This is a genomic window from Nocardiopsis sp. Huas11 (assembly GCF_003634495.1).
In the GTDB taxonomy this organism is placed as follows: Bacteria; Actinomycetota; Actinomycetes; order Streptosporangiales; family Streptosporangiaceae; genus Nocardiopsis.
In genome coordinates, this window is sequence record NZ_RBKY01000001.1 from 5,581,206 (window position 1) to 5,606,234 (window position 25,029).

27 protein-coding genes are annotated in these 25,029 nt (G+C 73.3%); 11 read left to right on the forward strand and 16 right to left on the reverse strand.

Going from position 1 to position 25,029, the window contains the following annotated elements; translation table 11 throughout:
- Positions 1-3: 3 nt before the first annotated feature.
- The 5 genes from DFP74_RS25230 to DFP74_RS25250 form a co-directional block, all read right to left on the reverse strand.
- Positions 4-1,092, reverse strand: coding sequence for a class I SAM-dependent methyltransferase (locus DFP74_RS25230; RefSeq protein WP_121185380.1), 1,089 nt, complete (start codon positions 1,090-1,092; stop codon positions 4-6).
- Entirely contained in the window at positions 1,089-2,444 is a 1,356-nt protein-coding gene (locus DFP74_RS25235) for an NAD(P)/FAD-dependent oxidoreductase (protein WP_158613057.1), read from the reverse strand. The genes DFP74_RS25230 and DFP74_RS25235 overlap by 4 nt, the downstream gene beginning before the upstream one ends.
- A 165-nt stretch (positions 2,445-2,609) precedes the next feature.
- Positions 2,610-3,608: a D-2-hydroxyacid dehydrogenase family protein gene (locus DFP74_RS25240; protein WP_121185384.1), complete on the reverse strand. Its 999-nt coding sequence runs from the start codon at positions 3,606-3,608 to the stop codon at positions 2,610-2,612.
- Positions 3,609-3,753: 145 nt separating this feature from the next.
- Positions 3,754-5,193 carry a CoA transferase gene (locus DFP74_RS25245; protein ID WP_121185386.1) on the reverse strand — a complete coding sequence of 480 codons (1,440 nt, stop codon included), beginning with the start codon at positions 5,191-5,193 and terminating at the stop codon, positions 3,754-3,756.
- A 90-nt stretch (positions 5,194-5,283) separates the two neighbouring features.
- Entirely contained in the window at positions 5,284-6,630 is a 1,347-nt protein-coding gene (locus tag DFP74_RS25250) for a hypothetical protein (RefSeq protein ID WP_121185388.1), read from the reverse strand.
- Between the two features lie 410 nt (positions 6,631-7,040).
- Between DFP74_RS25250 and DFP74_RS25255 the strand changes: the two genes are divergently transcribed.
- The gene (locus tag DFP74_RS25255; protein ID WP_121185390.1) at positions 7,041-7,394 is read left to right on the forward strand and encodes a hypothetical protein; all 354 of its coding nucleotides are present in this window, start codon (positions 7,041-7,043) and stop codon (positions 7,392-7,394) included.
- Positions 7,395-7,576: 182 nt separating this feature from the next.
- Here the strand turns inward: DFP74_RS25255 and DFP74_RS25260 are convergent, their stop codons facing one another.
- On the reverse strand, positions 7,577-9,118 hold the full coding sequence (locus tag DFP74_RS25260; RefSeq protein WP_121185392.1) for a hypothetical protein: 1,542 nt from the start codon (positions 9,116-9,118) through the stop codon (positions 7,577-7,579).
- On the reverse strand, positions 9,115-9,969 hold the full coding sequence (locus DFP74_RS25265) for an ABC transporter ATP-binding protein (RefSeq protein WP_121185394.1): 855 nt from the start codon (positions 9,967-9,969) through the stop codon (positions 9,115-9,117). Before DFP74_RS25265 ends, DFP74_RS25260 begins: the two co-directional genes overlap by 4 nt.
- A 134-nt stretch (positions 9,970-10,103) precedes the next feature.
- Between DFP74_RS25265 and DFP74_RS25270 the strand changes: the two genes are divergently transcribed.
- The 3 genes from DFP74_RS25270 (at position 10,104) to DFP74_RS25280 (ending at position 12,229) form a co-directional block, all read left to right on the forward strand.
- The gene (locus DFP74_RS25270; RefSeq protein ID WP_121185396.1) at positions 10,104-11,006 is read left to right on the forward strand and encodes a DUF2268 domain-containing protein; all 903 of its coding nucleotides are present in this window, start codon (positions 10,104-10,106) and stop codon (positions 11,004-11,006) included.
- Positions 11,003-11,752, forward strand: a complete 750-nt coding sequence (locus DFP74_RS25275; RefSeq protein WP_370013430.1) for a MerR family transcriptional regulator — start codon at positions 11,003-11,005, stop codon at positions 11,750-11,752. Before DFP74_RS25270 ends, DFP74_RS25275 begins: the two co-directional genes overlap by 4 nt.
- Before the next feature lie 126 nt (positions 11,753-11,878).
- Positions 11,879-12,229: a UBP-type zinc finger domain-containing protein gene (locus tag DFP74_RS25280; RefSeq protein WP_121185400.1), complete on the forward strand. Its 351-nt coding sequence runs from the start codon at positions 11,879-11,881 to the stop codon at positions 12,227-12,229.
- A 9-nt stretch (positions 12,230-12,238) separates the two neighbouring features.
- Here the strand turns inward: DFP74_RS25280 and DFP74_RS25285 are convergent, their stop codons facing one another.
- The gene (locus DFP74_RS25285; RefSeq protein WP_121185401.1) at positions 12,239-12,751 is read right to left on the reverse strand and encodes a potassium channel family protein; all 513 of its coding nucleotides are present in this window, start codon (positions 12,749-12,751) and stop codon (positions 12,239-12,241) included.
- Positions 12,752-12,977: 226 nt separating this feature from the next.
- Positions 12,978-13,622, reverse strand: a complete 645-nt coding sequence (locus tag DFP74_RS25290; protein WP_121188504.1) for a TetR/AcrR family transcriptional regulator — start codon at positions 13,620-13,622, stop codon at positions 12,978-12,980.
- A gap of 110 nt (positions 13,623-13,732) precedes the next feature.
- On the opposite strand from DFP74_RS25290, the gene DFP74_RS25295 reads away from it, so the two are divergent.
- The gene (locus tag DFP74_RS25295) at positions 13,733-14,293 is read left to right on the forward strand and encodes an NAD(P)H-dependent oxidoreductase (RefSeq protein ID WP_121185403.1); all 561 of its coding nucleotides are present in this window, start codon (positions 13,733-13,735) and stop codon (positions 14,291-14,293) included.
- A gap of 85 nt (positions 14,294-14,378) precedes the next feature.
- On the opposite strand, the gene DFP74_RS25300 is transcribed toward DFP74_RS25295, so the two are convergent.
- Genes DFP74_RS25300 through DFP74_RS25315 form a run of 4 tightly spaced genes read right to left on the reverse strand, consistent with a single transcriptional unit; the run spans position 14,379 to position 18,353 of the window.
- The gene (locus DFP74_RS25300) at positions 14,379-15,206 is read right to left on the reverse strand and encodes an ABC transporter ATP-binding protein (RefSeq protein ID WP_121185405.1); all 828 of its coding nucleotides are present in this window, start codon (positions 15,204-15,206) and stop codon (positions 14,379-14,381) included.
- Entirely contained in the window at positions 15,203-16,279 is a 1,077-nt protein-coding gene (locus tag DFP74_RS25305) for an iron chelate uptake ABC transporter family permease subunit (protein WP_121185407.1), read from the reverse strand. The genes DFP74_RS25300 and DFP74_RS25305 overlap by 4 nt, the downstream gene beginning before the upstream one ends.
- Positions 16,276-17,316 (reverse strand): iron ABC transporter permease, encoded by a 1,041-nt coding sequence (locus DFP74_RS25310; protein ID WP_199725780.1) that lies wholly within the window; start codon positions 17,314-17,316, stop codon positions 16,276-16,278. The genes DFP74_RS25305 and DFP74_RS25310 overlap by 4 nt, the downstream gene beginning before the upstream one ends.
- A gap of 2 nt (positions 17,317-17,318) precedes the next feature.
- Positions 17,319-18,353, reverse strand: coding sequence for an iron-siderophore ABC transporter substrate-binding protein (locus DFP74_RS25315; protein ID WP_121185411.1), 1,035 nt, complete (start codon positions 18,351-18,353; stop codon positions 17,319-17,321).
- Between the two features lie 155 nt (positions 18,354-18,508).
- On the opposite strand from DFP74_RS25315, the gene DFP74_RS34005 reads away from it, so the two are divergent.
- Both DFP74_RS34005 and DFP74_RS25325 read left to right on the forward strand, forming a co-directional pair.
- Positions 18,509-18,655: a hypothetical protein gene (locus DFP74_RS34005; protein WP_199725781.1), complete on the forward strand. Its 147-nt coding sequence runs from the start codon at positions 18,509-18,511 to the stop codon at positions 18,653-18,655.
- A gap of 522 nt (positions 18,656-19,177) precedes the next feature.
- The gene (locus tag DFP74_RS25325; RefSeq protein WP_121185413.1) at positions 19,178-19,378 is read left to right on the forward strand and encodes a DUF2795 domain-containing protein; all 201 of its coding nucleotides are present in this window, start codon (positions 19,178-19,180) and stop codon (positions 19,376-19,378) included.
- A gap of 127 nt (positions 19,379-19,505) precedes the next feature.
- Here DFP74_RS25325 and DFP74_RS25330 read toward each other — a convergent pair whose 3' ends face one another.
- Together DFP74_RS25330 and DFP74_RS25335 are read right to left on the reverse strand one after the other, a co-directional pair.
- Entirely contained in the window at positions 19,506-20,030 is a 525-nt protein-coding gene (locus tag DFP74_RS25330; protein ID WP_121185415.1) for a GNAT family N-acetyltransferase, read from the reverse strand.
- Positions 20,031-20,229: 199 nt separating this feature from the next.
- Positions 20,230-20,718 (reverse strand): hypothetical protein, encoded by a 489-nt coding sequence (locus tag DFP74_RS25335; RefSeq protein ID WP_121185417.1) that lies wholly within the window; start codon positions 20,716-20,718, stop codon positions 20,230-20,232.
- A 193-nt stretch (positions 20,719-20,911) separates the two neighbouring features.
- Here DFP74_RS25335 and DFP74_RS25340 point away from each other — a divergent pair, with 193 nt between their 5' ends.
- Genes DFP74_RS25340 through DFP74_RS25350 form a run of 3 tightly spaced genes read left to right on the forward strand, consistent with a single transcriptional unit; the run spans position 20,912 to position 23,262 of the window.
- Entirely contained in the window at positions 20,912-21,550 is a 639-nt protein-coding gene (locus DFP74_RS25340) for a hypothetical protein (RefSeq protein ID WP_121185419.1), read from the forward strand.
- 31 nt (positions 21,551-21,581) lie between these two features.
- Complete coding sequence (locus tag DFP74_RS25345) at positions 21,582-22,523, forward strand: PfkB family carbohydrate kinase (RefSeq protein ID WP_121185421.1); 942 nt, start codon at positions 21,582-21,584, stop codon at positions 22,521-22,523.
- Between the two features lie 10 nt (positions 22,524-22,533).
- Positions 22,534-23,262: a VOC family protein gene (locus tag DFP74_RS25350; protein ID WP_121188505.1), complete on the forward strand. Its 729-nt coding sequence runs from the start codon at positions 22,534-22,536 to the stop codon at positions 23,260-23,262.
- Positions 23,263-23,293: 31 nt separating this feature from the next.
- Here DFP74_RS25350 and DFP74_RS25355 read toward each other — a convergent pair whose 3' ends face one another.
- A complete protein-coding gene (locus tag DFP74_RS25355; protein ID WP_121185423.1) occupies positions 23,294-23,653 on the reverse strand; it encodes a helix-turn-helix transcriptional regulator in 360 nt (119 codons plus the stop codon).
- Between the two features lie 143 nt (positions 23,654-23,796).
- Here DFP74_RS25355 and DFP74_RS25360 point away from each other — a divergent pair, with 143 nt between their 5' ends.
- On the forward strand, positions 23,797-24,996 hold the full coding sequence (locus DFP74_RS25360) for an MFS transporter (RefSeq protein ID WP_233571155.1): 1,200 nt from the start codon (positions 23,797-23,799) through the stop codon (positions 24,994-24,996).
- The last annotated feature ends 33 nt before the right edge of the window (positions 24,997-25,029 follow it).

Here is a 25,029-nt window from a genome sequence, read left to right on the forward strand (position 1 = left end):
CAATCAGCGTGCGGCGAGCAGGAGCCGCTGGGCGAGGGCGTCGAGCGGCTCGGTGGGATGGGGAAGGTCGAGGAGGACGCGCAGCCCCGCGGTGTGCAGTGCCTCGCACCACTCGTGCCGGGTGAGGTAGGTGCGCTCGGTTCCGGCCCGCAGGTCCTGGCGGGGCGTGCGGCCCGACAGCAGGAAGGGCATCGAGGTGAGCGACTGGTGGGGCTCGTGGCAGGTCTCGATGAGCAGCAGGCGCCCGTCCGGCGCGAGCAGGTCGGCCACCTGGCCGAGCAGGCGGGGCACGTGCGGCGCGTTGTGGGCGGTGTTGGCCGCCACGACGAGGTCGAAGGGGCCCTCCTGCCCGGGCAGGTCGGTCGCGAAGTCGAGCACCTCGTATCTCAGGTACGGCTGGGGGAAGCGGTCGCGGGCCAGGTCCAGGAAGAAGGGGGAGAGGTCGGTGAAGCGGTACTCGGCCGTCCTGCCGTCCAGGACGGGCAGCAGGTCGGCGGTGGTGGCTCCGATCCCCGCGCCCAGTTCCAGGACGCGCAGGCCGGACGGGTCGGCGGGGCGGACGTGGCGTGCGGCGTCGGCGGCCGCGGCGTTGAGGTAGCGGCTGAGCGGATTGTCGCGGTAGACGGCCTCGGCGACGGCGGTGTCGCCGCCGGGGAAGAACAGGGCCTGGAGGCTGACCTCGTCGCGCAGCAGGCGCGGCAGTTCGCGCAGCGTGCGGAGCAGGAACGCGCTCAGCTCGGGCGGGTAGCCCAGTCCGGCGCGCGCCCGGTCCAGGTCGCGGCGCACACCGGCCAGGTCGCGCCGCCGGGGCGGGGCGGTGAGCCGGTGGGCGGACCCCTGCGCGGTCAGCATCCCCTCGTCGGCCAGGGCGGCGATCCAGTGGCCGGGGATCCACCGGTGGCGGTCGGCCGCGGCGAAGGCGTCGGCGACGCCCTCGGCCGTCCAGGGGCCGGGACCGGCGGCGGCGTGCACACCGGCCGCGATGGCCCGCAGGACGGCCAGGTCGAGCCCGCGGGCGAGGCCGGGGAACGCGCTCAGGTCGTGGGCGCCCGCGGCGGCGGTTCCGGCGCGGTCCGCGGACGCGGCGGTCACAGCGCGGGTCGCTCGAAGGGCGCGGACGCGTTGGCCGGGGTCCGGCCGGCGCGCTCGACGCGGTCGACGATGTCGGGGTCGGCCAGCGCGTCGGGCGGTGCCACGAGCATCATCACGTCGAAGAAGGTGCGGTTGACCACCGGGTCGACCATCGCCGCGTGCAGGAGGCGGTCGCCCTGCTCGGCGGCCTGCCGTGCCTCCTCCGTGACGGGGGTGCCGGGGTCGGCGAGGTAGGCGGTGTCGGCGCCGACGGCGACCTGCCAGAAGCGGTCGAGGTCGGGGGCGAGGCGCCGGTGGAAGGCCGCGGCGTCGGCCGGCGCTGCCTCGGCGGCCCACTCCCCCAGCGCCACGGCGGTCAGGGCCGCGGCGGACATGCCCTGGGCGTAGACGGGGTTGAGCGCGCACAGGGCGTCGCCCAGCACGAGGAGACCGGCGGGCCAGCGCTCCATCTCCTCGACGTGGTGGCGTTCGTTGGCCATGTGCCGGAAGCCGCGGACCGGGCCGAGCGGTTCGGCCCCGCGGATCGTCTCGTACAGCACGGGGTCGCGCAGGCCGCGGGCGAACTCCAGGAATCCGGCCTCGTCGGTGGGCGGGTGGTCGTCGAGGTAGCCGAAGAGGGACACGTGCCAGAGGCCGTCCTCGATGGGCACCAGGGCGCCGCCGTGCAGGGTCTGGGAGGGGTGGTTGCCCAGGGAGATGATCCGCCAGTCGTCGGAGAAGCCCTCGGGCACCCGGTAGTAGCGGCTGGCGTAGCCGGCCCGGGAGTCGACGACGGTGGACTTCGGCCGGCCCAGGCCCGTCGACGCGACCCAGTCGAGCACGCGCGAGGACCGCCCGCCGGCGTCGACGACCAGGTCCGCGGCGAGGTCCTCCGTTGCCCCGCCCCGCTGTCGGACGCGGACGCCGCGCACCGCGGCGTGGTCCCCGAGCAGGCCGACGGCCTCGGCTCCCTCGCGTACGCGCACCGCGCCCAGGGCCGTGACCTTGGACCGGACCACCGACTCGATCAGCTCGCGGCTGGCGGAGGGGACCACGTGGGTGGGGGCGAAGCGGGTGCACCACCCCGCGGCGCTGAGCCACAGGTGGTCCCAGGGGGCGCGCAACTCGACGGCTCCGGCGGCCCGCAGGTCGGCGCCGAAGCCGGGCAGCAGCCGTTCCAGGGCCTCCTGGCCCGAGCACATGAGCGAGTGCAGGTGGCGGCTCTGCGGGACGCCGGGGCGGAACAGGGCTCCGTCGGGCAGCCGGTCCCGCTCCAGCAGGGTCACCCGCTCGGCGTGGGGGGCGAGGGCGGCGGCCGCCGTGAGCCCGGCCAGGCCCGAGCCGATGACGACGGTGTGTCCGATGGGCGCCAAGGGATTCCTCCGGGGGTCGGTGTCCCCAGGAATCCTAGTCAGTAATGATTATCATTTCCATACTTGGAGTGGAAATAGGCCCGTACGGGGTCCGTACGGGCCGGTGGCGGAGCCTTGTCGAGTGCGCGGCCGGGTGGTCAGGAACCGGCGGTCAGCGGTCGGCGGTCAGCGGCGCGGGACGTCCTGGACGACGCGCACCGGGGAACCGGCGTAGAAGGCGACGATGTCCTCCAGCGCCTGCTCGTAGAACACGCGGTAGTTCTGCCGGGTGACGTAGCCCAGGTGGGGCGTGAGCACCGTGCGCGGAGCGTCGAGCAGGGGGTCCTTCGGGCCGAGCGGCTCGCGGTCGAACACGTCCAGGCCCGCACCGCCCAGTCGCCCCGACTCCAGCGCCCGGCACAGCGCCGCGGTGTCGACCAGGCCGGACCGGGAGGTGTTGACGAGCACGGCGCCGGGCTTCATCAGGGCGAGCTCAGGCTCCCCGATGGTGTGGCGCGAGCGCTCGCTGAGGCGCAGGTGCAGGGAGACCACGTCGGACGCGGCGATCAGCTCCTCCTTGGCGACCGGTTCCACGTCCAGCTCGCGCGCCCGGTCGTGGTCGAGGTTGGTGCTCCAGGCCAGCACCCGCATGCCGAAGGCCCGCCCGACCGCGGCGACCCGCGTCCCGATGCGGCCCAGACCGATCACGCCCAGGGTCGACCCCTCCAGCGCCTCGCCCACCGTGGACTGCCACCGGCCCTCGCGCACGGCGCGGTCCTCGGTGACCAGGTGTCGGCGCAGTGCCGTGATCAGGGCCCAGGTGAGCTCCGCCGGGCCGGCCGAGGAGGAGTCCGTCCCGCAGACCATGACGCCCAGGTCCTTCTCGATCGCGCTGTTGGCGCGCCCGGTGGTCACGACGAGCCGCAGATCGGGGAGCCGTTCCACGACCGCGCGCCGCAGCGGGGTGCGCTCGCGCATGAGCACGACCGCCTGGCAGCCGTCGAGCGCCGCGACCAGCGCGTCGTCGTCGGCCAGCGGCTCGCGGTGGACGGACAGTTCCAGGTCCAGGGGCGCCTCGGACCAGGGCGCGAAGGAGGTGGCCACGCCCTGGTAGTCGTCGAGGATCGCCACCCGGACGGGCCCGGTCGGCGTCGGGTCCGGGTCCCGGTCACCACGGTTCTGCATGGACGGTGTCCCTCTCGTCGGGCGGTCCGGCGTCGGGCCGGCGGCACTGGGGCCGACCCTACGCACCCCTCACCCGCCGTTCCACGCCGCCCCGGTGAACCGAGCTCCGCGGCCCGCGCGGCGCGCGGGCCGCGAAGAACACGGCCTACGCCCAGTCGGCGGTGTCGGTACCCCAGAGGGTGGGCGGAGCGGCCCAGGTCCGGGGCGCCCCCTCGTAGTGGACGGGCGGGAGCGCGTAGCGCAACAGCCCGTAGGGGGACGGGGTCTCGGCCAGCCGCTCGGCGGCGTCGTAGGAGTCGTTCCCGACGGGTACGCCGTTGACGCCGCGCAGCAGCCACGCGGCGGTGCCCGCCAGGGAGAACCGCAGGAGGCGGCCGCGGCCGTCGGCCTGTCGGTCGGTGAGCGCCCGCAGGGCCCCCGCGGCCATGAGGTAGCCGGTGCCGTGGTCCAGGGCCTGGGCGGGCAGGGCGCCCGGACGGCCCGTGGGGTCGGCCGGGTCCGCCTCGATCGCCGCGATGCCGCGGGCCGCCTGGACGAGGCTGTCGAACCCCCTGCGACCGGACCAGGGGCCCGACCATCCCCAGGCGCACAACTGGGCGACGACCAGGCCGGGGCGGCGGGCGGCCAACGCCTCGGGCGCCAGGCCGTGCCGGTCGAGGGCGCCGGGCCGGTAGCCGGTCACGACCACGTCGGCCGAGTCGAGCAGCCGCGCGAAGGCACGGCGCCCCTCGTCGGACTCCAGGTCCACCAGGGTGGAGCGCTTGCCGAACCCGGTGTCGATGTGGCTGTCGGGGTCCTCCGGCAGGCCCGGCGAGTCCACCCGCAGCACGTCCGCGCCCAGCAGCGCCAGGGTCCGGGTGGCGATCGGTCCGGCGATGACCCGGGTCAGGTCCAGGACACGTACGCCGGCGGCGGGCAGCGGGGCCGACGGCAGTGGTCCTCCCCCGAGCTCGCCGACCTCGGTCACGGCCAGGGGCAGGGCGGGCTCCCGCCCCGACGCGGACCGGCCCACGGGCGCGGGCGCCACGGCCACGGCCAGACCGCCGGCCGCGTAGACCCGCTCCTGGACCTCCCGCGCGTTGAGTCGCGCCAGGCGTTCGGTGAGGCGCCCGACCAGCATCGCGCCGCGGTCGTCCTCCGCTCCGGCCCCCTCCCCCGCTGACACGGCACCGACGCGGCTGCCACCGGCGTCGATGTCGAGCGCGGCCAGCAGACGGGCGCGGTGGTGCGGGTAGTTCGCGTGGGTGCGCACCCAGCCGTCGGCGGTCCGCCAGAAACCGGACAGGGGCGCGAAGGGGGTCGGTGCTCGGCCGTCCACGAGCAGGTGGCGTTCGCTGACGAACGCGGTGGCCACGGCGCCCTCGTCCACCCGCACGTCGGGGATCGGGCCCCCGTTGCGCGCGGCCAGCAGCTCGGCCGCGGCGAGCGAGCACGCCCCGACCGTCGCGCGGGCGAGCTCACGCACCGGGAGGACGGCGGGGAGCACCTGCCCCGCACCACGGTAGGAGACCTTCTCGGTCAGGTCCGGGGACCCGCCGATCGCCGTCCACGCCCTCGTCGTCGTCACATCGGGTTCGCTCACCATGGGCCCATATTGCTCCTCCCCCTGGGGGACGGGAAGAGCGGGATGCCTTCTTCGACGTCACAGCCGCCGCGGTGCGCACGCCGATCGTTCCTACTCCTCGTCGTGTGACGCGTGCGTACAGGCCCGCAGCCGCCGAATCGCCAGCACGGACCCGTCCGGCCGCACCGATACCGCTCCCCGCCAGCGTTCGTCCCACATCGCGAACGGTTCGCCGGCGAATCGCGCATGGGCCTCGCGGCGATACCTGTCGACCCTGCCGTTGTCGAGGTGCTCGACGAGGTCCTCGGCGACACCCGTGAACGCTTCCACACGCTGAGAGTTGATACGGAACACGTGCTCGGTGCCGACACACCGGGTACCGAGGAGGGTCTGGCGTGTGTCCCGGACGCTACTGATCGCGGCGTGCTCCTGCCCTGTGTAGTCCTTCTGCCCCTGACGGCGGGTGAGGTAGCGCGCGGTCGCGCTCCTGGCGCCGGTGAAGGCGGTCAGCCCCGCAGCGTCCACCCGAGCGAGGACCTGCCGGAACCAGCCCGAGTCCCGCGTTCGGACGTGGAAGCCGGAGAACGCCTCCTCGGGAAGGCCTCCGTCGGCGGGCCTGATGATGAAGGGGTCCAGGGGGCGGTCCCACAGCGGCACGTTCACCCGGGCGCCTGCGGCTGGAAGGGCTCCTCCGTCGCCGTCCGCCCGCAGAGCGTGCACGACGATCGGCCCCTTCGTGCTCAGTTCGGTGCTGAACAACAGACCCGGCGTCCTGTTCCACGGGCCGATGTGCACCGCCTCCAGGTGAATCGAAGCGGAGGCGAACTGCGCATGTGAGTTCGAAGCCCTCCCATGGTGCCCCTTGCACGCAATGGGCAGGACGCTTCCGGGCTCCCCCGGCTTCCATACCTCAGCGAGGAACCGAGGACGGTATCTGGCGCCTGTCAGCGTCCACCCCGCCAGTAACGCGATGTCCGCGGGGACGATCGAGACCCGGTGTCCCCGGAAACGCCGCCGAAGAACGCACTCGGCCGTGAAAGCACCGAAAGCCGCGCCCAGTTCGTGTGCCTGAGTCCTCCTGTGCTGTTGTCGCGTGGAACGGCCCTCGGGAGACAGGAGCAGGAGTTTCTCCGGTGTTTCCGAAGCCAGGGCGAGGGCGTACTTCAGGCAGCCCCAGTGCTCGGCGAGTCCTCTGGCCGACCCCTGCCCGTCAAGGGAGATCGACCTGGCGAAGGCATGGAGAACACTCAGCGGAGCCACGTCAGGAAAGGAGGCTTCCTCGTGGGGCAGGGCCGACAGCCGTGGTTTGCGCCGAGGAGGCTCTTTCCCCTTCTCCTTGAGCCGCTCGTCGTCCTTCGTGATCGTGGATTCCACCGCTCCCACGAGTTCTTCCCCGCTCCTCACGGTCAGGCTCGTCGGTTGCACCAGCCCACGAAGGATGTTCTCAAGGTCCGCCACAAGTCCTCCTCGCGCCATTCCCGGGCACTCCCAGTGAGCCAGAGTGCACAAAGTCGGAACATCGCACAAGGGACGAAGGCGAACATAAATCGGTTATCGGAAGGGATAATCGGCCGAGTGGGAATCACTGAACTTTCCACTGACCACAGCGGCCACGAGCGCACCGCCTACCAGAGAGAGACGTCGCCACCACCGCCGGCGCGAGCCCGGCCGTCCATGTGGTCGGGAGAGGATACGGACAGGCGGGGCCGGTCGCGGAGGCGGCTGGCCCGCAGCGGCCTCGGCCCTCCACTGCCCGTCCCGTGAGGGTCGTTCCCTCCCTCGTTGATCACCCTGCGCACACGCCCCTTACCGTGTGCTTATCCCGATTGGATAGGAAGGGGCCACACCTACGGAGTGAGTTGAGAGCGATGTTCGACGGCGTGATCGAGTGGTTCAAGGGCATCTTCGGCGGCGCGACCGAGGAGATGACCCAGGGGGTGTCCGACACCCTGCAGGGCAGCGGCCTGGACACCGCGCAGGAGACGGCGCAGTCCTTCCGCGAGGACACCTTCGGCGGGGCGACCGAAGCGGCGCAGGGTTACGGCGAGGAGGCCCTGGGCGGGGCCACGGAGGCCGCGCAGGGCTACGGCGAGGAGGTGGTCGGTGGGGCCACCGAGAGCGTCGGCGGCTTCCAGGAGCAGGCCGAGGCCTTCGGTGGCGTGGTCGAGGACCCCGGGGCCGCGGCGGCCGACGCCGCCCGCGACCAGTTCGGCAACGCCTGACGTACCGGCCCCTCCCGGTCGGCCCGAGCCGGCGCCGACCGGGCCCCGGCCCTGGCGGACCGTGGGCCTTCGCGGCTCGCGGTGCGCCGCCCCGGCGGCCTCCTCCCCCGGGCCGCCGCCGGGCGGTGCTCCTCCGACCCCACCAACAGCGGTCCGGCCGAGGCCCCCTCACCGGGTCCGGGTCAGAGCGTCGAGCCCGCCCCGTCGATCCTGCGCGCCGTACGCCGCACGAGCAGGGCCGTCGCCACCGCCGCCACCAGCAGACCGCCGACCAGGAGCGCCGGGGCGCCGAGCGGCCCCGCGGTGTACCCGGGGACGGCCAGCGCGGGCCAGGCCGGCGGGAGCGCCAGCAGCAGGAGGTTCCAGGGCGCCGGCACGACCCACGCCAGCACGGGCACGACCACCATGGCGGCGCCGGCGGCCTTGACCGCCACGAGGGACTCCACCTTGTTGGACGCGAACGCGGTCACGGCCACCAGCAGCAGTGGCGCCTGCGCCGTGCCCAGGACGACGGCGACCACCGTGCCCGGCGACCAGCCTCCGGGCATCAGGCCGCTCACGGGCAGGGCGACGAGCAGGCCGGCGAAGGACAGCACCGCCACCACGCCCGTGCGGTAGGCGAGGTAGGCGCCGAAGGTGAGCGGGGAGACCCGCAGCACCATCAGGACGCGCTCGTCCACGTCCTCGATCGCGCGCATGGCGCCCACCGCCCCGAACATCAGGGGCAGGTGCAGCAGGAACAATGCGAGCACCATCGGGGCCACGGTGGTCAGATCGGTCCCGTAGGCGCCCCGGACGTAGTCGGTCACACCCGCGAACCCGAACCGCGCCCCGACGGCGAGCAGGAGCGGGGCCAGGAACACGATCAGCAGCATCGGATCGCGACCGGTACCGAAGAGGTCGGTCCGCGCGAAGCGCAGCACCGCCGGCGCCGCCCCGCGGCCGACCGCGGCCGGTCCCCGCGGGGAGCCGCTCGCCCGCCGCGCTCGGGCCGGAGCCGCGGGCGGCGCCACCGCTCCCGCGTCCACGGCGTGCCGGGCCCACACCAGGGCCGCGACCACGCAGAGCGACGCGTACCCGGCCCCGAGCCCCAGGACGGCGGGTGACTGGGCCACCGACTCCGGCGCGAGGCCCCACCGGATCAGGTCGGCGCCGACCGTGGTGGGCACCGCGTACATGAGCGGGTGTTCCAGGAACCCGGCCATGTGCACGACGGGGGCCACGATCAACGGCACCGCCACCGCGGGCAGCACCACGAGGAAGTCCTGCAGCGTGCGCGCGCGGGCGCTCACCGCCAGGCACAGCGACAACAGGAACAGGGAGATCAGTGCCACGCCGGCCAGTCCGGCGAGCAGGGCCGCCGGAAGTCCGGCCGGGTCGTCGCGTCCGGCCGCCAGGACCATCGGGGCGGCGACGCACACCGACAGCGCGGTCAGGACGAGCACCCGTACGGCCACGGCCTCGCCCGTGCGCAGCGGTGTGGCGGCCAGCGCGTCCCTGGCCCGTTCGGTGCGCTCGAACATCAACAGGACCACGACGAAGAGCGCTCCGAACCCGGCCGTGTCGGTGAACAGCAGGTACGGAGCGACGATCCGTGCCGTGCCGGCCGGCAGCAGGAGCAGGACCGCGGTCCACAGCACCGCCAGGCCCGCCGCGACGGGCACGATGCCGTAGCGCAACTCGATCCCGCACTCCAGCCGGATCGCAGCCCGCACTCGTCTCACAGCGTCTCCCGCGTCACCGTGGCGAAGACGTCGTCCAGGGTGGCCTCGCGGGTGTGCAGTGTCTCCACGGCGCCCTCCCGGATGAGCGCGAGCAGCGCGGCGTCGTCGGCCAGTTCCTCGACCCGGAGCTCGCGCCGCCCCTGGCCGCGGATCTCGGCGACGAGCCCCGGCCGGCCGTGGCGCAGTTTGAAGCCGCGCGGGGTGTCCACCGCCGCGATGCGCCCCTGGGAGACGAAGGCCACCCGGTCGCACAGGAGGTCGGCCGTGGTCATGTCGTGCGTGGTGAGGAAGACGGTGCTGCCCGCGTCGGCGGCGGACCTGATGAGGTCGCGGAGCAGGGCCGCGCGCACGGGGTCCTGTCCCGAGGTGGGTTCGTCCAGGAACAACAGTTCGGGCCGGTTGACCAGGGCGCGCGCCAGGTTCAGGCGCATGCGCATGCCCTTGGACAGTTCGGTGAGCCGCCGGTGGGCGGCGTCGGCGAGGTCGACGGAGGCCAGCAGGGCGTCGAGGTCCCGGACCGGGGCGCGGTAGAGCGAGGCGAAGGCCGCCAGGTTCTCGCGAACGGTGAGCCTGCCGAACCCGGCGGGGAGCTCGAACCCCACACCGACCCGCTCGAAGTAGTCCGCGTTCCACCGCTCCAGCGGGCGCCCCAGGACACGCACGTCGCCGCGGTAGCGCCGCAGCAGTCGGGTGAGCACGTTCTGGGTGGTGGACTTGCCCGCGCCGCTGGGGCCCAGGAAACCGAAGATCTCCCCCTGCCCCACGTCGAAGGACATGCCCGCGACGGCGGGCTCGTCGGCGCGCGGATAGGTGACTTCGAGTCCGTCGACGCGGATCGCTGTGTCGGCCACGTCCGGTGGTCCTTTCGCCTGGGGATGGCGGTCCCACACGGACCGGCTCCCGCGCCGGTTCGCGCCTCCCACTCTTGCAGGCCGCCGCGACGAGCTTGACCTTGTCGCTGCGTCAATGTCTAGGGTCGGGTGTCATGACGATCACCGTTCCCGACACCCTGTCGGCCATGCGCGCCATCCTGCGGGCCCCGGCCGAGGACCGCCCCGACCTGCTGGGATCCATGCTGGAGCCCAGCCGGCCCATGTACCGCTACGCCCCCGGAGAGGTCGACCTGGTGGACCTGCACCTGCGGTCGGCCGGGTTCCCCCTCGACCGGGACGAGGAGCGGTGCCTGGCGGCGCTCGACACCCTGGTCGAAGCCGACGCCCTGGGCCGGATGCGGCGTGCCCTCGACGACGGCCTGGCCGCGCTCTCGGCGGCCGGACCGGGCCTGGAGGTCCCCGACATCACCGTGCTGTTCGTGCTCGGCGACCCGGGTGACGTGAACTTCATGGGTCCCTCCCTCGGCGTGACCGGGTTCGGCGGGATCTCGGGCACCATCGTGATCACCCTCTGGCCCTTCCCGGAGAACGTGGCGCGCCTGGAGGTCACCGCCGGGCACGAGCTGAACCACAACGTGCGCTACGCGCCGGGCGGGGTGGTGTGGGACCCGGCGACCGTGATGGTCGGCGAGCACGTGGTCGGCGAGGGCCTGGCCGACGCCTTCGCCCGTGAGCTGTACGGCGACGACCTCGGCCACGCCCGCATCGGGGTGCCCCACCTGCACGACGACGCGGTCTTCGCCAAGGTGGTCTCCGGACTCGAGGTGACCGGGATGGAGAACTTCCCGGCCTGGGTGCTCGGCGACACCATCGCCGAGCACCTCGGCGCCGCCCCGGTGGGCCTGCCGACGGGGGCCGGGTACGCCGCGGGCAACCGGCTGGTCGACGCCTACCTGGCGCAGACCGGGCAGAGCGCGGCCGAGGCCGTGCACGCCGACAGCGCGAAGGTCATCGCCACCGCACTGGACCGGCTGGGCCGCCCATGGAGTGGATGATCCACGAGCTGGCGGCCAGGGCCGGCGTCACGAGCCGCACCCTGCGCCACTACGACCGCGTCGGGCTCGTGACCCCCACCAGGGTGGGCGCCAACGGGTACCGCTACTACGGTCCCGACGCGGTCGCCCGGTTGCAGCGCGTCCTGCTGATGCGCCGCCTGGGGATGGGCCTGTCGGCGATCGCGCAGGTCCTGTCCGATGAGGTGGACCAGGAGCAGGGGCTGATGGACCACGTCGCCGAGCTGGAGGCCGAGCGGGACCGCATCGACCGGCGGATCCGCGCGGTGCGGCACACCCTGGAGGCGCTGCGGTCCGGGGCCGAGCCGCAGATGGACGTGATGCTCAACGGCTTCAACGACCACTTCGAGGAGGACGTGGTCGAGCGCTGGGGCGAGGACGCCTTCCGGGCCGGCAACGACTGGTGGCACGGCAAGAGCCTGGCCGAGCAGCGCGCCTGGAAGAAGGACCAGGACGCCCTCGTGGCGGCGTGGATCGACACCCACCGGTCCGGGGTGGGGCCCGCCTCCGAGCGCGCCCAGGCGATGGCCGCCCGGCACGTGGAGTGGTTGAGCGGGATCCCCGGCACCCCCACGGCCGAGGGCGACCGGGAGCGCTCGATCGCCATGGTGCGCGGCCTGGGCGACCTCTACGTCGACGACCCGGCGTTCAGGCCCACCTACGACGGCCTGGAGGGGGCCGTCTTCGTGCGCGACGCGCTGCACGAGTACGCCCGCACCATCATGTGACCCGTCCCGGCGTTCGGGACCGGGACGCGCGCCCCGGCGTCGCACGTCCTGGCGCCGCGCGTCCCGGTCCGACACGGGCGGCGGACCAACGACGGAAACCGGTGGCGCGCGGCTACCGTGGACCCCATGGACGACTCCGCGAACGTGATCGACCCCTCCGCTCCGCCGAGCGGCCCCGGTTGCCGGGAATGCCTGGACGGCGAGGGCTGGTGGGTCCACCTGCGCCGGTGCGCCGCCTGCGGCCACGTCGGCTGCTGCGACAGTTCCCCGAGCCGGCACGCCACCCACCACTTCGAGGAGACCGGGCACCCGGTCATGCAGAGCTTCGAGCCGGGTGAGGACTGGTTCTTCGACTTCCGTTCCGGCCAGGCCGGCCGGGGGCCGAAGCTCGCGCCGCCCTCCTCGCACCCCGAGGACCAGCCGGTGCCCGCTCCCGCCGACCGGGTCCCGGCCGACTGGCGGGACCGGATCCGCTGACCGCGCCCGTCAGCGCGCCGACCCGCGGGCGCGGGCGCGCAGCCGTGAGGTGAGCAGGGACACCGCGCCGGCGATGACGATCAGGTTGAACGCCATCTGGGCCAGGAGCAGCAGGCGGGCGTACTGCCCCTGGGCGTGGATGTCGCCGAATCCGACGGTGGCCAGCGTGGTGAGTGCGAAGTACAGGGCGTCGGTCCGGGTCTCCAGGCCCTCGAACTCTCCCGGGTAGGCGGTGGCCAGCCCGTAGTCGGCGAGGGCGAACAGCGCGAGCCCGGAGACGGCGAGCAGGACCGGCCCGTGCGGGGAGAGCTCCCCGGGGTTGACCCGCTCCTGCCGCCGTGCCGTGAAGACCACCGACCAGCAGATCAGCCCGACGCCGAGGACGAACAGCGCCCAGCGCGGGACCACGTGCCACCCCGCCTCCTCCAGCGGGAGGAGGTAGTACAGGGCGACGACCGCCGCGATCTCCGCCGCAAGGAGCGTCCGGTTCCACGGGTGCGCCCGCGTACTCCCCTTCTTCATGACACGAAGTTATACGACGATCACGCGGAGAGAGATGATGCGCGGCCACCTCGGGCGGTCGGCTAGGCCGTGTTCTTCTGCAGGCTTTCGGGTGAGCTCGCGGTCGTCAGGTCGTCTCTCGCAAGACGATGGTCGACGTTCAGCCTGGTTGTGCTTGACGAGCGCAGAGGTGCCACGAGAGGCGGTCCTGGCGGCCGCGAGCCCGGAATGCTGCAAAAAACACGGCCTAGGCCGGACCGAACAGGCGGGTGACCAGCGCGTCCCAGCCGGCCTCCAGGCGCTCCGGGGTCATCCCCAGGTCGGTCGTCAGGTGCCTGACCAGCGGGGTCTCGAGGTATCCGAGCAGCGTGTGGGCGAGGAGTTCGCGGTCGCCCTCCACCCCCGCCTCGCGCATGAGCAGGGACAGGTGGGCGATCCGCAGCCGGTAGGCCGGGGCCTCGTAGCGTCGGATCACGTCCTCGTGCGCGGCGAGGTAGAGGTTCCCGTAGGCGCGTTCGTGCCGGATGGTGGCCGACCCGAAGGCGCGCAGCCGCTCCCGTGCTGACGCTCCGGGCCCCAGGGGCGGCGGCCCCGAGATGAACGCGGCCTGGAACAGCCGCTCATGGTGGTCCATGAGGGCGAAGAGCAGGCCCGACCGGTTGCCGAACCGGCGAAAGACGGTCCCCTTGCCGACCTGCGCGGCGGCGGCGAGGGCGTCCATCGTCAGGCACTCGATCCCGCGCTGGGCGATGAGGTCGGCCGCGACCTCCAGGAGCCGGGTGCGGTTGCGCTCGGCGTCGGCCCGCAGTCGGGGCGGCTCGCCGGCGACGGTGAGCGGGAGATCCGCGCGCCCCTCCGGAAAGTCGGTCGGGGGCGGAAGGGACGTGGCCATGACCACAGCGTAGCAGCACATCCGGATAAGTGGACTACGGTCCGCTTAGTCTGATACAACCAAAGCGGACCTTGGTCCGTTTACATTCGCCCCAGACCCCGGGAGTCCCCATGTCCGTCCGCTTCCTCGCACTCGTCGGCAGCCTGCGCGCCGGCTCGCACAACCGCCAGCTCGCCGAGGCCGCCGTCAAGAACGCCCCCGAGGGCGTGGAGATCGAGCTGTACGAAGGACTCGCCGACGTGCCCTTCTACAACGAGGACCTCGACGCCGAGGGAAGCGTGCCCGAGGCCGCCCTCCGCCTGCGCGCGGCGGCCGGCGCGGTCGACGGCTTCCTGCTCGTCTCGCCCGAGTACAACGGCACCATGCCGGCCGTGCTGAAGAACGCCATCGACTGGCTGTCCCGCCCGTACGGGACCGGTGCCCTCCAGGGCCGGCCGGTCGCGGTGATCGGCACCGCCTTCGGCCAGTACGGCGGCGTGTGGGCCCAGGACGAGGCCCGCAAGGCCCTGGGGATCGCCGGCGCCGACGTGTTGACCGACGCCAAGCTGTCCATCCCCGGCTCCTTGACGCGCTTCGCCGAGCTCCACCCGGTCGACGACGACGAGGTCGTCGACGGGCTGAACACGGTCCTGGGCCGTCTCGCCATGCAGGCGGGCGCCGTCGCCGCCTGAGCGGCCTCCCCCCGCGGACCGTCGCCGGGCCGGCCCTTCGAGGCCGGCCCGCGACCTTCCCCTGACCGCGCCGGCGACCGGCCGGTCAGGCCTCGCCCACCAGGTCGGACTCCCGGCTCACGTGATGGCGGCCGAGCGGGAGCATCAGCGGCCGGCCCGAGGTCGGGTCGACGATGACCCGGCTGTCCAGGCCGAAGACCGCGCGCACCCCCTCCTCCGTGAGCACCTGCGCCGGCTCCCCCGCCGCGTGCAGCCGGCCCCCGGCGAGCGCGACGAGGTGGTCGGCGTAGCGGGCGGCCAGGTTGAGGTCGTGCAGCACCATGACGATCGTCGTGCCGCGCTCCCGGTTGAGATCGGTGAGCAGGTCGAGCACCTCGATCTGGTGGCTCACGTCCAGGAACGTCGTCGGTTCGTCCAGCAGCAGCAGGTCGGTCCGCTGGGCCAGCGCCATCGCGATCCACACGCGCTGGCGCTGACCGCCGGAGAGCTCGTCCACCGACCGCTCCGCGAGCTCCGTGGTCTCGGTCGCCGCCAGGGCCGAGGCCACGGCCGCGTCGTCCTCCTTGCTCCAGCGGGAGAACATCCCCTGGTGGGGGTGGCGGCCGCGGCCCACCAGGTCCGCGACCGTGATCCCCTCGGGCGCGACCGGCGACTGCGGCAGCAGGCCCAGCGTGCGCGCCAGCTCCTTGGCGGGTGTGCGGTGCACTTCCCTGCCGTCGAGCACTACCCTGCCCTTGCGCGGCGCGAGCAGGCGCGACATCGACCGCAGCAGCGTCGACTTCCCGCAGGCGTTCGCGCCGACGATCGCCGTGATGCGGCCGGGCGGGACGACGAGGTCGAGCTGTTCGATGACCGTGCGGTCGCCGTAGCCCAGGGCGAGGTCCTCGATGCGGAGTGAGTGGGTCGCGGTCACAGGGAGCCTCCCACGCGGTTGGTGCGGATGATCAGGTAGACGAGGTAGGGCGCGCCGAGCACACCGGTCACGACGCCGACCGGGTAGCGCAGACCGAGGGCGTGCTGGCCGACGAGGTCGGCGACGAGCACCAGGAGCGCCCCGACGAGCGCGGCGGGCACCAGCGGGGAACCGCCCGGCCCCACGACGCGCGCCGCGATGGGGCCGGCCAGGAAGGCGACGAAGGCGATCGGGCCGGACGCCGCCGTCGCGAAGGCGATCAGCCCGACGGCGGCGACGATCACGACGATGCGGGTGACCTCCACGCGCACGCCGAGGGCCGAGGCGGTGTCGTCTCCCAGCCGCAGCAGGGACAGGTTGCGCGCCTGCCCCAGGAGGACGGGGCCCAGGACGGCCAGGGCCAGCAGGACCGGCACCGTCTCCTGCCAGGTCGTGCCGTTGAGGCTGCCGGTCAGCCACCGCATGGCCTCCTGCAGGTCCCACTCGGCCGCCCGGGACAGGACGTAGGCGGTGAGGCTGTCCAGCATCGCGGCGATGCCGATGCCGATGAGGATGAGCCGGGTGCCCGCGACCCCGCCCCGGAACGCCAGACCGTAGACGACCAGCGCCACGGCCAGCCCGGCGACGATGGCCACGATCGACACCTGCGTGCGCCCGAGCGAGAGCACCACGATGGCGAAGGCCGCCGCCGCGCCCGCGCCGGAGCTGATGCCGATGATGTCGGGGCTGGCCAGGGGGTTGCGCAGCATCGTCTGGAAGGTGACACCGCCCAGGCCGAAGCAGAGACCGGCCGCCACCGCCAGGACCGCCCGCGGCAGGCGGAGCGTCCCGACGGTGAAGGACGCGCCGGGGACCTGCTCACCGAGGATGACCGCGATGACGTCGGACGGCGGGTAGAACGTGCGCCCCACCATCAGGCTGGTGGCGAACACGGCGACGATCAGCGCCGCCAGCACGGCCAGGACGACGTTCCTCCTGACCGCGCGCCTGACCCGGCCGCGGGTGACGGCGGCGACGCCGGCGGCGTCGGCCTCCGCCCCGAGCGGTGCGGGCGCCGTGGTCGGTGTGGTCACAGTGCACGCACCTTCTGCCGGCGGACGATGTGGATGAAGACCGGGGCTCCGACCAGCGCGGTGACGATGCCGACCTCGACCTCGCTCGGCCGGGCCACGACGCGGCCGATCACGTCGGAGGCGGTCAGCAGCACGGCGCCGAGCAGGGCGGAGAACGGCAGCAGCCACCGGTGGTCGACGCCGACCAGCAGCCGGCACATGTGGGGCACGACCAGGCCGACGAACGCGATGGGCCCTGCGACCGCGGTGGCGGCGCCGCACAGCAGCACGGCGCCGACGCCGGCGGTCGCGCGCACGAGGGCCACGCGCTCACCCAGGCCGGCCGCCAGATCGTCGCCCAGCGCGAGGGAGTTCAGCGCCCGCGCCGAGCCCAGGCTGAGGATGAATCCGGTGAGCAGGAAGGGCAGTACGTGCGTGATGTTGTCGTAGGACGCACCGCCCACCCCGCCGATCTGCCACATCTGGAACCCGCCGGCCACGTCGTTGCGGGGCAGCACGATGGCCCGGACGAGCGAGGCGAACGCGGCGGTGGTGGCGGCCCCGGCGAGCGCGAGCTTGAGCGGGGTGGCCCCGCCCCGGCCCAGCGATCCGACGGTGTAGACGAACAGCGCCGCGGCGGTGGCGCCCGCGATCGCCACCCAGATGTAGGAGGTGGGTGCGGCCAGGCCGAAGAAGACCACACCGGTGATCACAGCCAGCGACGCCCCCATGTTCATGCCCAGGATGCCCGGGTCGGCCAGCGGGTTGCGGGTCACGCCCTGCATCACGCCGCCGGACAGGCCCAGCGCCGCGCCGACGGCCACCGCGAGCAGCGTGCGCGGGATCCGCTTGGCGACGGCGGCCTGCTCCAGGGTCTCGTCCGCGCCGCCGAGGGCCGCGAGCACGTCGTCGGCGCCCACGACACGCGAGCCCCACGCGACCGAGGCCAGCATGGTCAGCGCCAGGACGGCCAGGGACACGGCGAGCCAGAGCATCCGTACCCGCACCGAACGCCGCGGGGCGACGGCGGTGTCCGGTGCGGGAGGAGAGTCGACCATGCTCACTCGACCTTGTCGGCGGCCGCGGCGAGCTCCGCGACGTAGTCCTCGAGGACCCAGGAGATGGACAGCGGGGTGGGGTTCGCGGCCGTGCCCAGCGGCGTGCTGCCGGGCAGGAGGTAGATCGAGTCGCGCTCCACGGCGGGCAGCTTCGACACCAGCGGGTCCTCGCGCAGGGTCTGGAGGAGTTCGCCGGTCTCGTCGCCGTAGCCCGTGATGATGTCGACGTCGTCGAACTCGTCGATCTGCTCGGCGCTGCGGGTGAGGGAGAACTGGTCGGAGTCGGCGGAGGCCTGCTCGACGCTGTCGGGGATGACCATGCCCAGGTCCTCGAAGAAGAGGGTCCTGGTGTCGTTCGTGGTGTAGAAACCGATCTCGCTGACGTCGGTGGCGTCGATGTGGGTCATGAACATGGCCGACTTGCCCTCGAGCTGCGGGTACTCCGCGACGGTCGCCTCGATCTCCGCCTCGAGGTCGGCGATCAGCTCCTCGCCCTCGTCGGCCATGCCGATGGCCTGGCTGTTGAGCCGGATGATCTCGCGCCAGGGCGTGGCCCAGGGGGCGTCGGGGTAGGCCACGACGGGGGCGATCTCGCTCAGGGTGTCGTAGTCCTCCTGGGTCAGCCCGGAGTAGGTGGCCAGGATGACGTCCGGCCGGGTGTCGGCGACGGCCTCGAAGTCGATGCCGTCGTTCTCGTCGAAGAGCACCGGGGTGTCCGCGCCGAGTTCGTCGAGCTCCTCCTCGACCCACGGCAGGACGCCGTTGTCATCGTCGTCGCCGAAGTCGGCGGAGGCCATGCCGACGGGCACGACGCCCAGCGCGAGTGGAACCTCGTGGTTGGCCCAGTTGACGGTGGCGACGCGTTCGGGCCGCTCCTCGATGGTGGTGGTGCCGAGGGCGTGCTCGATGACGATGGGGAACTCGCCTGAGCCCCCTTCGGCGACGGCGTCCTCCGCCTCGGCCCCGGTCCCGCAGGCGGAGAGCAGGAGGGCGGCGACGGCGGCTGTGGTCAGGGCCGGAAACCGGAATGTGCGCATGAGAAGTAGTCCCACTCGTGAAGGAATGAGGGTAGGCTCACCTAAGTTAGCAGCTTCGCGAACCGGCACGTTTCGGGAGGGTGGGCGCAAAAGGCCCGTGGTGGACACAAAGATCCCGGGGCTACGCTGCGGCGGCGAGGACGAGAGGACGTTCCATGGGTCACACTGTTCTTTCGCCCGGGCCGCATCCGAGCGCCGTCGATTTCAGCCGCTGTCCGCGGATCGACGAGCAGACGCTCAGGGCGCGCATCGCGGCGGGCGAGTCGGCGCTGCGCGAGGCGGGCCACGACATCGTCACGTGACAGGTCCCCGCCGACCTCGACGAGGCGGAGCGGAAAGTGCGCGCAAGCGTGGCGGGGCAGTCGTTCCGGGTGGTCATGATCCGTGCGGGCCTGCGCATGGCGCCGGAGCGCACACTGCCCTTCGAACGGGTGGTGAACCGGCTCGACGCGTCGGTGCCGGGCATCGTGTTCTGCTTCGACACCTCTCCCGACACCACGATCGACGTCCTGCGCCGGTGGGTGCGGCCGGCCGGCCGACCGGGTCGCGCGAAGGTTTCACCAGGAATCGGCCCCCGATCGCCACCCCCCGGGGCGCGAGTGGGGGCCGCGATGGCGCACACTCAAGGGTAGGGCGCACGCGGCCGCGTGTTCACGCCGGGCCGGACCCGACTCTCCCTCGAGGGTGGGGCCGGGCCCGGAAACGGACCCGCGAACCGCGCGCACCGCCCTTTCCGTGGCGGCACGGACTCCACCGCCTCACGTTGGCCCGTTCCGCCACCCACTCATGTGCGCCGCGCGCGCACAATCCTGGAGGTACTGGCGTTGGTCACCCGAACAGATATCGCGGACTACCTCGACGGATCGTTCACCACAGGCGGGATGACCCGCACGCAGATCATCGCCGCCGCCGACCAGCACGGGGCTCCCGAGCCCGTTCTGACCGCGCTCGGGCTGCTGCCCGAGGGCATGTACGCGAACCTGCGCACCCTGTGGCCGCACCTGGCGAGCGTCCCCCGCTCGTAACAGCGCCGAGACCGGCGCCCCGGCCCGGCGCCCACCGGCGGAGGCGCACCGCCCCCGCCGGTTCGTGGCGGCCGGGCCCGCACCGGCGGTCACCGGTCGCGTCCCGGCCGTGACCCGGTCGACCGCGTCACCGAGCCGTGGGCCGGTTCAGCACGTACAGGACGAAGGGTTCGCCACGGTGGCGGATCCGGCGCGGGCGTGTGAACCCGAGCCGTTCCATGACGGCGCGGGACCGCAGGTTGTCCACCTCGGTGAACGCGACCACCTCGTCGGCTCCCAGGTCCTCGAAGGCCAGCGCCAGGGACGCGCGGCCGATCTCACTCGCGTAGCCGTGCCCCCACAGACGCTCGCGGACCGCCCATCCGACCTCCAACCGGCGGGCGCCGTCGACCTCCTTGCAGGAGAGCCCGCCGCGCCCCACCAGCCCGCCCGACTCCCGGTCGTAGGCGAGCCACTTGTGCACACCGCCGCTCTCCCAGGTCCGCCCCATGTTCACGGCGCGCTCCCGCGCCTCCTCCCGGGTCCAGGTCCCGCCGTACCACCGGGCGATGCCCGCGTCCTGGTGCAGGAGCCACAGGTCCTCGACCAGAGCGGGGCCGACGGGCTCCAGCCGCAGCCGCTCGGTCACGCGCGTTCGGTTCTCCGGTTCCATCCCGGCCCTTTCGTCCTCGGGGGCGTCTTGCGCGACGAGGCGGCGTCGCCGGTCGTTCCGGCCGCCGACACCGACGGTGTTCTTTCTCCGGTCGCTCGGACATAGTGAGGGACGTCGATCTCTCGGCTCCACTGGAATTCGCGCCGTTCGGGCCCGTCCCGCAGGATGCGGGGCACGTACCCGGCGGCGCGGACGCGGCTCACGGGTAGTCGAAGAAGCGGAGCCACCACGTCAGGGAGCTCCCCGGCGAGGAGTCGAAGTCGTTGTCGCCGCCGTAGCGGCTCCCCAGCAGGTGCTCCGAGATGCTGACGTAGCCGAGGGCCTCCAGTTCGCCTTCGACGCGAGGACGGTCGGTGCTCCGGAAGAGCGCGCGTTCCTTCTCCCCGTCCTGACGTCCGGGGTGGCTCAGGGTCACGGCCGCGAGGTCACCGAAGTTGCTCACGGTCACCGTGATGTGCCTTCCGCAGTCCGTGGCGGTGGCCGGGACGATGACCGTCCCGTGATACGAGGCGTCCTCGACGCACCGGTCGACGCCGCAGGCGCAGTCGAACCGATCGTTCAGGCGGGTCACGAGACGGGCGAAACGCGCGCCGGTGGCGGCGTCGTCGTAATCCGGGGGGAACTCCAGGTGGTCGGGGTCGTCGAGTCGCCGAAGCAGTTCCCGGCCCCGCCGGTCATCGATGGGCACGTGTGCCGTCCTCCTGCTGATCCGGGGAGCCGTCCTGTGGGCCCGCGTGTTCGCCGATAGGGGCAAGGCTAGGGTGGTCGCAGCCTCATCCCCCACGCTGGAGGCCCACGTGCAGAACCCGGAACACTCCAGGGACCCTCGGCGATCCGCGGCCGACGACCCCGCGGCCGCACTCCCCCACCCACGCTCCCGGATGCGCGGACCGCTCCTGATCGGGCTCGCCCTCGTGTGCACCCTGGTGGTCGCCGGAACGCTCGTGGCCGTGTCCGACCACCGGTCCGCACCCGCGGTCGAAGCGGCCGAGAGGGTGGATGCGGCCGATGAGTCGGAAGAGGCGCAGGCCTCACACTCCCCCGAGTACACGGTTTTCAGCGATGATCACGTCACCCTCCGGTACCCCCTGGGCTGGGAACTCGAAGACGTCACGGACTACTACGCCGACGTCGTCATCAAGTATCTGATCACCGCACCCGACGGTGAGCACCAGATCTGCCTCTACGTCGCCGACCTGGAGGAGGACCCGGCGTTCAGTGCCCGTGAGCACCACAAGACCGCTGAAACCGACCTCGCGACCGATTCCCGCGTCTCACAATGGCGCCGGACCGAGCTCAGGGAGGGAGCCTCCGGACCGGACGGCGCGAGCACTTCCGAGCTGGAGGCCACCTACACGTCCACGGTCTGGGACCGGCCGGACCGGTGGATGCGCTGGCAGCTCGCCCTCGACGGCGAGGGTGTGACGACCTCCCTCCAGTTCATGGTCCCGGCCGCGAACCGGACCGAATACGAGCACGTCGCCGACGAGGTGTTCGCCTCCTTCCGGCTCGTGCCCTGAACACCCCTGCGACCTTCGAGGAACCCCTGCCATGACTGCCCGCCTCCTGCACGTGGGACCGGTGATCGTCGACATCGTGATGGCGGTCGACGCCCTCCCCCGCACCGGCGAGGGCGTGTTCGCCTCCTCCGCGCGGACCCAGGCCGGGGGCGGGTTCAACGTGATCGCCGCCGCCGCGCGCGCGGGCATGGACGTGGTCTACGCGGGCGCGCACGGCAGCGGACCGCACGGGGACCTGGTCCGTGCCGCGCTGCGCTCCGAAGGGGCGGGGGTGGCGCACGCCCGCCGCCCCGACGCGGACACCGGCTTCTGCGTGGCGCTGGTCGACGGCGACGCGGAACGGTCCTTCGTCACCCGCCTCGGCGCGGAGATGGACCTGTCCCTGACCGAGCTGCGCGCCCTGCGGCCGGCGCCGGGCGACTTCGTCTACACCGTGGGGTACTCGCTGCTGCCCGGGCCGCGCGCCGACGAGCTCCTCACCTGGGTCGGCGACCTTCCGGAGGAGGTGCGCCTGGTCCTCGATCCCGCGCCGGTCGTGGGCGACATCCCCCAGGAGTCGCTGGAGCGGGCCCTGGCCCGCGTGGACGTGCTGAGCCTCAGCGCCGGGGAGGCGGCGGCCGTGACCGGGCACGCCCGGCCCGAGGAGGCCGCCGCGCACCTCGTCCCGCGCATCCGCCCCGGGGGCGTGGTGGTCGTGCGCGACTCCGCGGCCGGCTGCGTGGTGGCCGGAAGGGACGGCACGGCACAGCGGGTACCCGGGTTCGCCGTTCAGGCCCTGGACACCACCGGAGCGGGCGACGCGCACGTGGGCGTGTTCACCGCCGCCCTGGCCGCGGGCCTGTCTCCCCGGACGGCCGCCTACCGGGCCAACGCGGCCGCCGCCCTGGCGGTGACCCGGCGCGGATCGGCCACCGCCCCGACCTCGGCGGAGACGGACGCCTTCCTGGCCGAGTCCGTCGTACTCCTGTTCTAGAGTGCGCGGCATGTATCTCCACGCGATCGCACTCGAAGCACGGAACCCGTCGGATCAGGCCCGCTTCTGGTCCGCCGCCCTGGGCGTCCCCGCCCGCGCGCACGGGGCGGCCGGATTCGAGCTCCCCACCCCCGGTGTCGCCTTCCGGCTCGTTCCCGCCCTGGCGGCCCGCGCCCCCCAGTCGGAGGAGGCCGTCATGCGGCTCCACCTGGACCTGCACGGCGGCCCCGACCACGACGCGTACGCGCAGGGCCTGCTCCCGCTCGGGGCCCGCCGCCGCGACGTGGGCCAGGGCGACGTCCCCTGGCATGTGCTGGCCGACGTCGAGGACCACTTGTTCTGTGTGATGCCCGGTGCCCGCTACGGGGGGCCGGGTCCCGGGCTCGGTGCGCTGCCCATCGACTCCGTCTCGCCCCGGGCCGACCGGGACTTCTGGGCCCGGGTCACGGGGTGGACACCGGTCGGCGGCGGCGCCGACGGCGACCCCGCGCTGTGCCACCCCGACGGCTCCGGGCCGCGCCTGGAGTTCTGCCCCGAGCTCGGGACCAAGCCCGCCGGCGCGCGCAACGCGATGGGCCTGGTGGTGGGGCTGGACGACGGGGAGCGGGCGGCCGACGCCCACCGGCGTCTGGTGGAGCTGGGCGCGCGCCCGGCCGAGTCCGAGCCCGGGGCGCCCTGGCACCTGCTCACCGACCCGTCGGGCAACGAGTTCGGGCTCATGACCGGATCGGCGGCCTGACCACCGCCGCCCGGTCCCTGGGCTCGGCGCCTCAGTCGTGGAACGGCTCCCCCGTCACCACGTGGTCGGCGTGGTTGAGGGCCTCCAGCACCAGGCGGCGCAGGTGGCCGTCGCGCAGTCGGTAGATGGAATGCCGGGACTGTTTGCGCGACTCCACGAGACCGGCCAGGCGCAGCTTGGCCAGGTGCTGGGACACCGCGGTGCGCGAGGCGCCGCAGGCCTCCGTGAGCTGGCCGACGTCCGCCTCGCGCCCGGCCAGGGTCCACAGCAGGTGCAGCCGGGTGGGGTCGGCCAGCAGGGCGAACACGTCGGCGGCCACGGTGAGCCGCTCGGGTTCGGGCGGGGCCGGGTGCACGCGGCTGGGGACGGCCTGCTCGTCGCTGGTGCGCATGTGCGCAGTCTAGGACGTGACGACGGCCGGGCACGGAGATCACGTTCCGCACACCTTACATGTGCGCACGTACGCACATGTATGGTGTGTCGTGTTCGTGCTCCCCTTCTCTTCCGGTGGTGGTCGTGGTGTGGCGAGTCCTGATGGACCATGCGTCCTACCGCAGGCTGTTCCTCGCCCAGGTCGTGGCGTTGGCGGGCACGGGGCTCGCCACGGTCGCCCTGGCCCTCCTGGCCTACGACCTGGCCGCGGACCGGGCCGGGCAGGTGGTGGCCACCGCTCTGACCATCAAGATGCTCGCCTACGTGGGCGCCGGACCGCTGCTGACGGCGGCTCTGAGCCGGGCTCCGCGCAAGGCGGTGCTCGTGGGCGCGGACATCGTGCGCGCCCTGGCGGTGGCGTGCCTTCCGTTCGTGGACCAGGTGTGGCAGGTGTACGTGCTCATCGGCGTGCTCCAGTGCGCCTCGGCGGCCTTCACCCCCACCTTCCAGGCGATCATCCCCGAACTGGTGGACGACCGCGGCTACACCTCGGCGCTGGCCCTGTCGCGTCTGGCCTATGACCTGGAGGCGATGGCCGCACCGCTCCTGGCCTCACTGGTCCTGCTCCTGGTGCCCTTCGGCGGCCTCTTCGCGTTGACCGCCCTCGGCTTCGCCGCCTCCGCCCTCCTGGTGGCCACCACCGCCCTGCCCGAACCGTCCCCCGGTTCCCGGAACCCGCGCCGGGCCGCGGCGAGCTGGCGGGCCTTCGCCACCGACCGGCGCCTGATGGCGCTGATGGCATTGAACACGGCCGTGGCCGTGGTCACCGCACTGGTCCTGGTCGACACCGTCGTCTTCGTCCGCTCCCACCTGGGCGGCACCGACACCGGTGTGGCGTTGGCTCTGGCGTGCTTCGGCGCCGGGTCCATGGTCGTGGCGCTGGCGCTGGGAACGCTGGTGGAGCGCTTCGGCACACGTGCCCTGATGCTCGCCGGGCCCGTCGTCCTCACCGCGGGGGCGGCGGCAGTGGCTCTGGGCTGGGCGTGGGCCCCGGGGCCGCTGCTGCTCGGTGCGGGATGGGCGGTGCTGGGCGCCGGCTGCGCGCTGGTGGCCGCGCCCACGGGCAGGCTGCTGCGGGAGGCGGCGCCGGAGGGCGGTCTGGCCGGTGTCTTCGCCGCCCAGTTCTCGCTCTCCCACGCCTGTTTCCTGCTGACCTACCCGTCGGCCGGCGGGGCCGCGGGCCTGGACCCGGTCATGGTGCTGGCCGGCGCCGGGGTGATCACGGGGGTGTGCGCCCTCGTCGCCGCCCTGTTGTGGCGTCCGGACGCGGTGGCCGCCGACCGCACCGCTCGGTCGCGGTGATCGGCGACCGCACCCCGGACACGCGCGCCGGGA